We start from the raw sequence: 11,919 nt of genomic DNA, 5'->3' as shown, positions 1-11,919 counted from the left end.
GCCGGGCAATCCGAACGCGAGCAAGCCGCTGCGCATCGCCGTGATGAACTTCATGCACGAGAACGTCACGTTCCTGCCGTACGACACCACGCTCGACGACTTTATCTACGAAGGTTCGCCGGCGCGCGGCGAGGCGCTGCTGCAGTCCGGCTTCGGCACCATCAGCGGCTTCGTGAAGGTGGCGCGCGAGCACGCCAACGTCGAACTGGTCGGCGTCGAATCGCCGCTGTTCCCGAAGCGTGGCTCGGCGTCCGGCTGGGTGACCAAGGATGCCTTCGATACGCTGCTGAACAAGATGATCGCCGACATGAAGGCGCAGGGGCCGTTCGACGGCGCCTATCTGTCGCTGCACGGCGCGATGAGCGTGCGCGACGTGCCGAAGGCGGAGTCCGAGATCGCGCGCCGCGTGCGCGAGGTGCTCGGTCCCAAGGGCTTCATCGCCGGCACCTTCGATCCGCACGGCAACGAGGACGCCGAATTCCTGCGCCATGCGGACTTCGCGTTCTGCATCAAGTATTACCCGCACTACGACGACCGCCTGCAGGGCGAGCGCGCGGCGCGCATGCTGATTCGCGCCTGCCGCGGCGACTACAAGCCGACGACGGCGACGCGCAAGCCGCCGATCCTGACCGCCTCGGTGCTGCAGTGGACCGGCGCCTCGCCGTGGATGGATCTGGTGCAGCGGGCGCTGGTCTGGGAGGCGCGCGAGCCGGACGTCTACGTGAACTTCTACTACGGCTTCGCGTTCGCCGACGTGGTCGACGCCGGCATGTGCTTCCAGGTGATGACCAACGGCAAGCCGGAACTGGCGAACCACATCGCCGACGACATGGCCAACACCGCCTGGCGTCTGCGCGACGAGCTCGTGCACGGCACCAAGGTCTATTCGATGAAGGACGCCGTGAAGCTGGCCAAGGACGCGCTGGCGAAGAAGCAGGCGCCGATCGTGTTCGCCGATCACAGCGACCGCAGCGGCGCCGCGACCTGGCTGCTCGAGCAGATCGTCGCGCAGAAGATGAGCAACACACTGATCGGCACGATCGCCGACGAGCAGGCGATCGAGACCTTGCGCAAGAAGGGCGTCAAGCCGGGCGATCCGTTCGACATGGAGATCGGCGGGCGTCTCGACGAGTCGGCCGGCAAGCCGGTGCGCATCAGCGGCACGGTCCACACGGTCAGCAGCGGCATCGGCCGCTTCGGCGGCAACGCCGCGTCGCAGCTGTGGGTCAGCGTCAAGTTCGGCGACGGCAACGTCGTGCTGATCAGCCCTTACCTCTACCAGAACCTCGAACCGAAGGAATTCCTCGACATCGGCATCAATCCGGCGGACTTCAAGGCGTTCGCGATCAAGTCGCGCGTGCACTTCCGCCGCGGCTACTACGACAGCGGCTATGCCAAGACCATCCTGCTCTGCGAGCCGGATCAACCCTTCGTCGGCACCGTCCGGCTCGAGGCGCTCAAGTACAAGACCCTCAAGATCGACAAGTTCTATCCGTACGGCAAGAACGTGACCTATCCCTGACAGCGGTCGTCGAACTGACAGGCGCTTCATCCGACCCGGCCCATCGGCCGGGTTTTTCGTTGTCGGGGTTTTCCCGCAAGGCATTCCCTGACATCGGTTTTTCGTGCCCCAAAAGAGTGATCCGTGGCACGAATGTTGCGCATTCGTGGCAATCGATAACGGCGCCGCGCGGCCCGCGAACGATGGACGGCCGACAAAGGAAGTTGCCGACGCAAGCAACACGGTTTCGAAGGGCACGGCCCTCTGGTTGAAGACGCTCATGGCAACGATGCAACTCCGCTACATCGAGATGTTCCAGGCCATCGTGCAGGCCGGGACGCTCACCGGTGCGGCAACGCTCCTGAACATTTCGCAGCCGGCGGCGACCAAGCTGCTGCAGCAGGCCGAGCGTCGCCTCGGCTTCCCGCTGTTCGTGCGCGCCAAGGGGCGCCTGCAGCTCACGCCCGAGAGCGTGCTGCTCAAGGAAAAGATCGAGCGCATCTCCGACGAGCTGCGCGACCTGCAGCGCCTCGCCGCCAATCTGGCGCGCTCGGATCAGCAACTGCTGCGCGTGGTCAGCACGCCAACGCTCGCCAACGCGATCGTGCCGCGGGCGATCACCTGCCTGCGTAAGCGTTTCAGCAATGCCGCCGTCGAGCTGTCGACGCAGCACTCGAACGAGATGATCCGCTCGATCGTGCTGCGCGAAACCGATATCGGTCTCACCCTGCAGGAACTCAACCATCCGGATGTGCGCTGCCGGCCCTTGTGCACCGGCGCGCTGGTGCTGATCGCCCCGGCCGGGACGTGGACGGCGCAGGAGCGCAAGCAGCCGATCTCGATCGACTGCCTCGCCGACAGCCCGCTGGTCGGAATCGCGATGATGGACAACTTCGGGCGCCAGCTGCAGACCTATCTGGAGCGGCTGACGCCGCCGCCGCGCATTTCCATCTGGGTGCAGACCTATCAGATCGCCAAGGAGCTGGTCAGCGCCGGCGAGGGCATGGCGCTGGTCGATCCGTTCACGGCGGTCGCCGGCGGACACGAGGTCGACATCCGCGTCGTCGAGCCGCACTTTCCGTTGCGGCTGTACGTCGCACATCGCGTCGACGGGCCGCTCAACGTCGTGCAGCAGACCTTCCTGAAGTGCGTGCAGTCCGAGGCCGAAGAGCTGATCGGTGCGCGTCCGGCAGAGGAAACGGCGAGGGCGGCCTAGAGCCGCGAAGCCACGCATGGTCTGACGCGATGTCGCGTGCTTCAAGCGCGGCGGATTCCGTCACGCGAACTTCGCCAACTCTGCCGCGTAAGCGCGTCGGCGGGCCCTCCGATGCCTCGATGCGGTCCGCCTGCGTCGGGACCGTCATCCATGCCTGTGGAATCGTGCGTGTCCCAAATGGGGCGTTTTTCCCGCGTGCGCTTCGTTTTGGGCCGTGCGCTGGCAGCTGCTGGTGCGCCGGGCGCGGGGCCTCTCATGCGGCATAACAAGCGGTTATGTGCCGCAAGCATCTTTTCATTGGAGACAGACAAACCGGCTCACTAACGTAAAGGCCGTCGATAAAGACATGTCTGCAACTGAAAGAGCGTGGGTCGGATGGACCAGCGCGGCTTGAGAAGCCAGCCACGGCGCGAGGGAGTCGCTGCCGAGGGACGGGAAGCCGAAGTAACAAGGGCCGGAAAGAAACCAATTTCCGAATCCGGAATATCCGCTTATCGCAAACAGACCGCTTTATCCGTGGCGTTCTATTTGCCGATCGAATGATGGGAGTGTACGCGTGTTGAGTTCAAAAGATCTTTCGCCGTCCGTTGATGAAAAGCGTCATCGCGCATCGGACGTCTCCGCCGTGAAGGTTCTGATCGGCACGATCGCGGCGGTTGCCGCGTGCTCGGCCCAGGCGCAGGACGCGCCGATGGAAACTGCCGCCGCCGAGGTCGCCAGTCCGGCGGCTCCGGCAGCTCCGGCTGCCGCGGCGGTCGAGGAAATCATCGTCACCGGCACGAGCATCCGCCGCGAGGACGATGCCGCTCTGCCGGTGACGGTGATGAGCACCGAGGAAATGGATTTGCGTGACGCCGGTACGCCGGTCGATCTGCTGACGGCGCTGCCGGCGGTGACCGGCGTGCCGCTCAACGAATCGACGCAGGGCGGCGCGGGTGCGCGCGGCGACGTGGCCGGCGTGGCGATGCGCGGCCTCGGCACCGGTGCGACGCTGCTGCTGCTCAATGGCCGCCGCATGGCGGCGCACGGCATCGCGTCGGGTACCGACATGACGGTCAATGCCAACACCATGCCGGCACGCGGCCTGGCGCGTGTCGACGTGCTGCGTGACGGTGCTTCGTCGATCTACGGTTCGGACGCCGTCGCCGGCGTCGTCAACTTCATCGTCGACAGCAAGTTCAAGGGCAATCAGGCCGAGTTCCAGGCCGGCTTCACCGAAATCGGCTCCGGTGACGAGCGTCGCCTGACGCTGACGCACGGCGACTACTACCTGGACGGCCAGCTGCACTGGATTTCCACGTTCGACGCCTACGACCGCGATGCCCTGCTCAGCGAAGACGTCGGCGGCGACTCGAACAAGGTGTCGCGCGCGCCGTACGGCTTCAATGCCGTCAACGGTCCGTTCTTCGACCGCAACGCGTCGAGCCAGTATCCGATCTTCACCATCGCCGGCACCGGCAAGCGTTATCTGGTGCCGAACGGCAACGGCACGGCGGTCGTCAGCGCCACCGCCCCGGACCGGCAGGGCGAGTATTCGAAGGACGCGTACTACGACATGAACGCCGGCTACTCGCTGCCGGAGACGACGCGCTTCAACTGGTTCAACCAGCTCGATTACCAGGTGACCGACAACTTCAGCCTGTTCGGCGAGGCGCTGCTGTACTCGGCGCAGTCGACGATGGAGCGCCCGCCGGTTGCGTACAGCAGCACCGCCGACCGGGCGATCGTCATTGCCGCCGACAATCCGTTCAATCCGTTCGGGGCGGCGGTGACGCTCAACAACTACCGCTTTGTCGACAACGGCAACGAGCGCGTCAAGACCGATACCCTGGCCTACCGCTTCGTGTTCGGCGGCCGTGGCAATCTCAGCTCGCGCTGGAACTGGGAGTCGGCCGCGACTTACTCGCGCAACGGTACGCATGACACCTCGCAGAACGCGATTCGCGAGAGCGCCATGCAGGCGGCGGTTGCCGCGGGCCTCTACAACCCGTTCGGCTACAACTTCGCCGGCACGGGCACCGCCGCGGTTCCGACCAGCGTCTACGTCAACGATCCGGCGGTCATCGACAGCTTCTCGCAGAAGTTCCGCCAGACCGGTCGCGACATCCTCGCCACGGTCGACGCGCGCGTGACCGGCGAGCTGTTCGATCTGTGGGCCGGCCCGGTGCAGGTCGCCCTCGGCGGCGAGTACCGTCACGAGGACTACGCGCTGTACCGCCCGCAGTATGTTGGCCTGAACTACGAGGGCAATGCGCTCGGCCTCGATCCGACCAATAACGACTTCGTGCAGGCCTCGCCGGTCGCCAACATCTACGACACGCGCGGCGTGATGGCCGGCTTCGCCGAAACCGTCATTCCGCTGGCCACGCCGGGCAACAACATTCCCGGCCTGTACAGCCTCTCGGTCGGTGCCTCGCTGCGTTACGAGCACTACAGCGACTTCGGCAGCACCTCCAACCCGAAGTTCACGCTGGACTACCGTCCGCTCGAGCCGGTGATGATCCGCGCCTCGTACAACGAGGGCTTCCGCGCGCCGAATCTGGCGATGATGAACTACCAGCGCACCACGACCACGTCGTATACCGATCCGTATCGCACGGGTATCGCCGGTGGCGGCTCGTCGCCGCGCCTGCAGACCAGCGGCGCGCTCGGCGAACTCGGCCCCGAGACCTCGCAGGGCATGACGCTGGGTGTCGTCGTCGACGTGCCGAAGGTTGACGGTCTGCGCTTCTCGGTGGACTACTTCAAGATCAAGATGGACGACGTCATCGCGACGCCGAACGCCAACCAGCTGCGCAACGACGACGCCGCGCGTCTGCGTGCCGCGACGCAGGCGGCGCTCGCTGCGGGCGTGGCGCTGGAGGACATCGATCTTGGCAGCGGGACCGCCGGCTATCAGGGCAACCCGAACATCACCCGCGACGCAGTGACGCAGGAAGATCGCGATACCTTCGCCGCCTACAACGCCGGCAAGGATCAGTCGGAATGGCTCGCGCCGGTCGGCCAGCTGGTCAATACCAACACGCCGTTCACCAACGCCGACCAGCAGGAAGTCGCGGGTTATGACTTCAACATCACCTACAACCTGCCGCGCTTCACCTGGGGCAAGGTCACGTTCTCGACGGACTGGACCTATCTCGACAAGTTCACGCAGACCGGCGGTCTGACCGGCGTGTCGAGCGTGCTGCTCGGCGCCGACGGTAACACCCGCCTGCGCGGTTCCGCGGCGCTGTCCTGGACGCACGACCTCTGGTCGGCCGGTCTGTCGGCGTACTACATCGGCGAGTATGCCGATACGTCGGCAGTCTTCACGCCGGACTCGACCTGGGACGGCAAGGTGCCGGGCTACGTCAAGACGGTCGGTGGTGTGAACTACTGGAAGGTTGACGACAACATCACCTACAACGGCTTCGTGTCGCGCAGCTTCATCTCCGATTCGGCATGGCTGGACGGCCTGACGGTGCGCGTCGGCGTGAAGAACCTGACGAACGAGAAGCCGCCGCTCACCCCGGACACGGCCGGCTACGACCCGACGGTCTACAACAGCATCGCCGTCGGCCGTACCTGGACGGTGCGCCTGAGCAAGAACTTCTGAGGGTAGGTGGTCGCGAAACCCGGGCCGACGTTGGCCCGGGTTTCGCGGTTCACGGGATTGCCGGATGACGGTGGCTGATTCCGAGGTGAGGTTTGTCCGGACGTCGATTGCGGCAGACTGCTTGTTGCGCGGATCGGCAATCCCGGGCCAGGCGGTGAAGCCGGCCACCGCGGGACCGGGCTACTGTCTTCAACGCGGCCGCCGGTATCGCCGCCCCAAGTTCCTTCATGTGCCGTCGCGTGATCGCTTCTCGACGTCGATGGCTTTTATACGCAGCGCCTTCAACCTGGAGTTCTTATGCGCGCAGTGACCTTCAGCCTCTCCGCCTGTCTGATGGGGGCTGCCGTGCTGGCGGCGCCGGCGGCGTTCGGCGCCAAGGCCGATCGTGCCTGGCAGTCGGCCGCCGGGGCCGCGGACGAGACGGTGTTCGCCCTGACCGGCGACTCGATCATCAACCGCCGCCTGTCGGTCTACGAGGCGCCGGGCAAGGACGCGATGTTCGGCCTGATCCGCGGTGCCGACGCGGCGTTCACCAATTTCGAGACGCTGATCCATCCGTACAACATGCCGGGCGCCGCCGAGAGCGGCGGCACCTACATGGCGTCGCCGCCGTTCGTCGCCAAGGAACTGGAGTGGGCGGGCTTCGATCTGCTCGGCCTCGCCAACAACCACGGCAATGACTACGGTGCCGAAGGCCTGATGATGACGGTCGACGCGCTGTCGAAGACCGATCTGATCTACGCCGGTGCCGGCAGCAATCTCGCGTTCGCGCGGGCGCCGGGCTATCTCGACACGCGCCGCGGCCGCGTCGCGCTGATCTCGACCTCGTCGAGCTTCCCGTCGGCGATCGGCGCCGGCGCGCAGCGCAAGGATCTGCCGGGCCGTCCGGGCATCAATCCGCTCGGTCACGAGGAGACCTACTCCGTCACGCAGCAGACTTTCGATTCGCTCAAGCCGATGGGGCGGGCGATGAAGGTCGACGGCCAGGACACGCTGCGCATCGGCAATGCGACGTTCGCGGTCGGCGCGACCGTCGGCGTGGTGTCCAAGGCCAATGCCCGCGATCTCGCCGAACTCGCCGCCAGCGTGCGCGACGCGCGCCAGCAGGCGGACTGGGTGATGGTCTCGGTGCATTCGCACGAGTACAAGACGCCGAGCGATCCGACGCAGCCCGCCGACTTCCTCGTCGAGTTCGCGCACGCGATGATCGACGCCGGTGCCGATGTCGTCGTCGGCCACGGCCCGCATATCCTGCGCGGCATCGAGGTCTACAAGGGCAAGCCGATCTTCTACTCGATGGCGAACTTCATCTTCGAGAACGATCTGGTTGCGTTCCAGCCGGCCGAGAACTACGAGAAGACCGAGCTGCCGGAGTCGGCGCTGCCGAGCGATTACTACAGCAAGCGTTCGAAGAACGACACGGTCGGGTTCCCGGCCGGCCGCAAGTACTGGCAGTCGGTGGTCGCCGAGGTGATCTACAAGGACGACCGCACGCTCAAGGGCATCAAGCTGCATCCGGTCGCACTCGGCTTCGGCCGCTCGCGTCCGCAGCGCGGCCAGCCGTATCCGGCGACCGGCGCGGAAGCGGCGCAGATTCTCGAGGACATCACCAAGCTGTCCGAGCCGTACGGCGTGAAGATCACGGTCAAGGACGGCGTCGGCTACGCCAGCTGGAAGACCGACTGAGCAACGGCCGCGCCGGCCGGCGCCGCGCAGCGTGTCGCGGCGTCCGGCCCGGTGCCGGTCCGGACCAGCCGGGCAGACGATGGACCCACGCATCATGAACGCGCAGGTTTCGACGACGGTGTGGCAGGCGCTGGGCCGGTTCTGGCGCTGCGGGCTCGCGGCCCTCGCGCTGCTGCTCGCGGCGCTGCTGCCGGCGGCGGTGTCCGCGCACGCCGGCAGCCAGTCGTACCTGACCGTGCAGGTCGACGGCGGACATGTCGAGGGGCGGCTGGTGATGAGCCTGATCGACGTCGCGCTGGCGCTGAAGCTCGATGTCGGCGCCCCGCCGGAGCAACTGCGCGCCGCGCTCGCCGCGCGGCACGACGAGGTCGGCGACTATGTCCGCCAGCGACTCAAGCTCGTCGCCAACGGGCACGAGCAGCTGCTCGATTACGACGGCATCGTCGACGCGGTGCAGAACGGCGAGGACTTCGTCATCGCCGGCTTCAAGTCGGATGCGCCGGCCGCGATCGAACAGCTCGACATCGGCTATACGCTGTTCTTCGAGGACGATCTGCAGCACCAGTGCCTGGCCAAGATCGTCTGGGGCGACGCGGAGCCCGAGGAAGTGGTGTTCACGGTCGGCACCGCCTATCAGCCGTTCTCGCACCGGGCGAGCGGCGGCCGTGGCTTCTGGCAGTTCCTGAAATCCGGTGTCTGGCACATCTGGATCGGCTACGACCACATCCTGTTCCTGATCGCCCTGCTGATCCCGGCCGTGTTCACGCGCACGGCCTCGGGCCGCGCGCCGGTGCCGACGCTGATGCCGGCGATCCTGCGCGTGACGACCATCGTCACCGCGTTCACGCTCGCGCACTCGATCACCCTGAGCTGCGCGGTGCTCGGCTGGGTGCACCTGCCGAGCCACTTCGTCGAATCGGCGATCGCCGCGTCGGTCTTCATCGCCGCGGCCTACAACTTCCTGCCGCGCACGGCCGGTATCAGCGGGGCCTGGCTCGCGTTCGCGTTCGGCCTGCTGCACGGCTTCGGTTTCGCCAGCGTGCTGTCCGAGCTGGATCTCGGTTCGCAGCAGATCTGGCGTCCGCTGGTCGCCTTCAACCTCGGCGTCGAAATCGGCCAGCTGGCGATCGTCGCCGTGTTCTTCCCGCTCGCGTACCGGCTGCGCGCGACGCGTTTTTACCGGATCGGCGTGGTGCGGGGCGGCTCGGCCGCGGTTTGCGCCTGCGCCGCCGTGTGGTTCTATCTGCGTGCCTTCTGAGCCGCGACGTCCTGCGCACCCGACATCGACGACGGCGAGATTCCCCTCATCATCCTTTGCACGGCCCGCGCCGGCCTGCCGCTCCCGGGCGGCGCGCCGGACGCGGGCAGGGCAGCGGACCCACCGAAACATCAGGATCAGGTTTTGAGCATGAATACGGTTTATCTGGATGGTCAGTTCGTCGATGCCGCGGAGGCGCGCATCTCGCCGCTCGACCGCGGCTTCCTGTTCGCCGACGGCGTCTATGAAGTCGTGCCGGTCTTCAACGGCGTGCCGTTCCGTATCGAGGAGCATCTGCAGCGCCTTGAGCGCTCGATGCGCGAGCTGCAGATCGACAATCCGCATCCGCGCGAGCAGTGGCGCGCGCTGTGCGGCGAGATCGTCAGCCGCAACGGCGGCGGCAATGTCTCGATCTACGTGCAGGTGACGCGCGGCACGGCGGCGAAGCGCGATCACGTGTTCCCGGTGCCGGCCGTGCCGCCGACGGTGTTCATGAGTGCTTCGCCGCTGAGCCTGTCGCCGCTGCACAACCCGGACAGCGCGGTCGGCGCCAAGGCGCTGACGCGCGAGGACAACCGCTGGGACCGCTGCGACATCAAGTCGGTCGCGCTGCTGCCGAACATCCTGTTCCGGCAGATGGCCCAGGTCGTCGGTGCCGCCGAGGTGATCCTGACGCGCAACGGCTGCGTGACCGAGGGCTCGTCGACCAATGTGTTCGTCGTCAAGAACGGCCGCATTGCGACGCCGCCGATCAGCAACCGCATTCTCGCCGGCGTGACACGCAACCTGACGGTCGAGATCTGCCGCCAGCACGGTCTGCCGATCGAGGAGCGCGAGGTCACCAAGGCCGAGCTGGAAGCGGCCGACGAGCTGTGGATCACCAGCTCGACGAAGGACGTGCTGCCGATCGTCGCGCTCGAAGGCCGCGCCGTCGGCGGCGGCCGGCCGGGGCCGGTCTGGAAGGAGCTGGCCGGCTACTTCCTCGCCTACAAGCGCAAGATCTGCAACCTCGGCTGAAGGCTCAGGCATCCGGGCCGGCAGGGGAGGCGCCGCGCCGGCCGTCCCGGTGACGGGGCGCGGCGCCCGCCATTTGTTCCGGTTATGGCAGGTCGCGCACTGGTGATTGGTGGTCGCCGGGCGGCCTGCGCTAGCGTTCAGGGCACGCGCCGCGGCATCGGACGATCCGCGCGCAAGGCCGCATCCCGAAGACAGGAGTGAAGACTTTGATGGACAGGAAATGGACCGGCGCCGCACTCGGCGGCCTGTTGCTCTCGATGACGCTGTCGGCACACGCCGCCGGCACGAACTACGACAAGGACGCGTCGCGTCTGCTCGCCAGCGGCAAGTTCAAGACCGCGACCGCGCAGATCGACAAGGACTACGAGCGCATCGTCGGTGACATCGTCACGCTGACCGAGATCGAGGCGCCGCCGTTCAAGGAAGAGCAACGTGCGCGCGTCTACCAGCGCATGCTGCAGGAGCACGGCCTCTCCGACGTCGAGATGGACGAGGTCGGCAACGTCATGGGCCTGCGCAAGGGTACCGGCTCGGGCCCGCTGGTGGTGATCGCCGCGCATCTGGACACGGTGTTTCCGGCCGGCACCGACGTGAAGGTCCGCCGCGAAGGCCACACCCTGCACGCGCCGGGCATCGGCGACGACACCAGCAGCCTGCCGGTGCTGCTCGCGTTCGTTCGCGCGATGGACGCCGCCGGCTTCAAGACCCGCTCCGACATCCTGTTCGTCGGCAACGTCGGCGAGGAAGGCCCGGGCGATCTGCGCGGCACGCGCTACCTGTTCAACAAGAGCAAGTACAAGGACCGCATCGGCTACTTCATCTCGTTCGAGCCGGGCCACGCCGGCCGCATCACGAACGGCGGCGTCGGTTCCAAGCGCTACAAGGTCACGTTCACCGGTCCGGGCGGGCACAGCTTCGGCGCGTTCGGCCTCGTCAGCCCGGCGTTCGCGCTCGGTCAGGCGATCGAGGAGTTCGGCAAGATCCAGGTGCCGAAGACGCCGAAAACGACCTACAACGTCGGTCTGATCGAAGGCGGCACCTCGGTCAACTCGATTCCGTTCGCGATGTCGATGACCGTCGACATGCGCTCCGCCGGCAAGGCCGAGCTCGACGCGCTCGAACAGCAGTTCCTGGCGATCCTGCCGAAGGCAGTCGCGGCCGAGAACGCGGCCCGTTCGACGGCGAAGGGCGAAGTCGCCTACAAGCTCGAAGCGGTCGGCGACCGTCCGGTCGGCCACACCGATCTCGACAAGAGCATCAGCAGGATCGCGAGCGCCGTGTCGCGCGCCGGCGGCATCGAACCGCAGTTCGGCAGCAGCTCGACGGACTCCAACGTGCCGATGAGCCTGGGCATCGAGGCCCTGACGCTCGGCGGCGGCTTCGAAAGCTCGCGCGCGCATTCGCTCGACGAGTACGTGCAGCTCGACAAGCCGCAGGACGTGCACAGCATGTCGCTCGGTCTGGCGACCGTGCTGATGCTGGCCGGCGTGAAATAGGCGGCCATGGCGGCGACGGCCCCGCGCCGTCGCCGCTGTCGAAAAAAAGCCCGGAAGGCGCAGGCCTTCCGGGCTTTTTCGTGCGGCGCGTGCCTCGTGCGGCGCGTGCCTCGTGCGGCGCGTGCCTCGTGCGGCGCGTGCCTCGTGCGG

At 66.7% G+C, this 11,919-nt stretch carries 7 protein-coding genes; all 7 read left to right on the top strand.

Translation table 11 applies throughout. The features are described from left to right. The first annotated feature begins 28 nt into the window (after nucleotides 1–28). The 7 genes from K343_RS0109105 (at nucleotide 29) to K343_RS0109070 (ending at nucleotide 11,769) form a co-directional block, all read left to right on the top strand. Nucleotides 29–1,522 (top strand): M81 family metallopeptidase, encoded by a 1,494-nt coding sequence (locus tag K343_RS0109105; RefSeq protein ID WP_043112478.1) that lies wholly within the window; start codon nucleotides 29–31, stop codon nucleotides 1,520–1,522. A gap of 259 nt (nucleotides 1,523–1,781) precedes the next feature. Further along, a complete protein-coding gene (locus tag K343_RS0109100; RefSeq protein ID WP_211226200.1) occupies nucleotides 1,782–2,717 on the top strand; it encodes a LysR family transcriptional regulator in 936 nt (311 codons plus the stop codon). Nucleotides 2,718–3,342: 625 nt separating this feature from the next. Then, a complete protein-coding gene (locus tag K343_RS0109095; RefSeq protein ID WP_028007806.1) occupies nucleotides 3,343–6,312 on the top strand; it encodes a TonB-dependent receptor domain-containing protein in 2,970 nt (989 codons plus the stop codon). A gap of 297 nt (nucleotides 6,313–6,609) precedes the next feature. After that, nucleotides 6,610–7,998 (top strand): CapA family protein, encoded by a 1,389-nt coding sequence (locus K343_RS0109085; protein WP_051278102.1) that lies wholly within the window; start codon nucleotides 6,610–6,612, stop codon nucleotides 7,996–7,998. A gap of 94 nt (nucleotides 7,999–8,092) precedes the next feature. Beyond that, nucleotides 8,093–9,256 (top strand): HupE/UreJ family protein, encoded by a 1,164-nt coding sequence (locus K343_RS0109080; RefSeq protein WP_161628869.1) that lies wholly within the window; start codon nucleotides 8,093–8,095, stop codon nucleotides 9,254–9,256. A 150-nt stretch (nucleotides 9,257–9,406) separates the two neighbouring features. After that, a complete protein-coding gene (locus K343_RS0109075) occupies nucleotides 9,407–10,273 on the top strand; it encodes a D-amino acid aminotransferase (RefSeq protein ID WP_028007802.1) in 867 nt (288 codons plus the stop codon). Nucleotides 10,274–10,482: 209 nt separating this feature from the next. Further along, nucleotides 10,483–11,769, top strand: a complete 1,287-nt coding sequence (locus K343_RS0109070; RefSeq protein ID WP_084615793.1) for a M20/M25/M40 family metallo-hydrolase — start codon at nucleotides 10,483–10,485, stop codon at nucleotides 11,767–11,769. The last annotated feature ends 150 nt before the right edge of the window (nucleotides 11,770–11,919 follow it).

The sequence above is a fragment of the Solimonas flava DSM 18980 genome, from assembly GCF_000426685.1.
Classification (GTDB): Bacteria; Pseudomonadota; Gammaproteobacteria; order Nevskiales; family Nevskiaceae; genus Solimonas; species Solimonas flava.
This window is presented reverse-complemented; position numbering and strand designations above follow the sequence as displayed.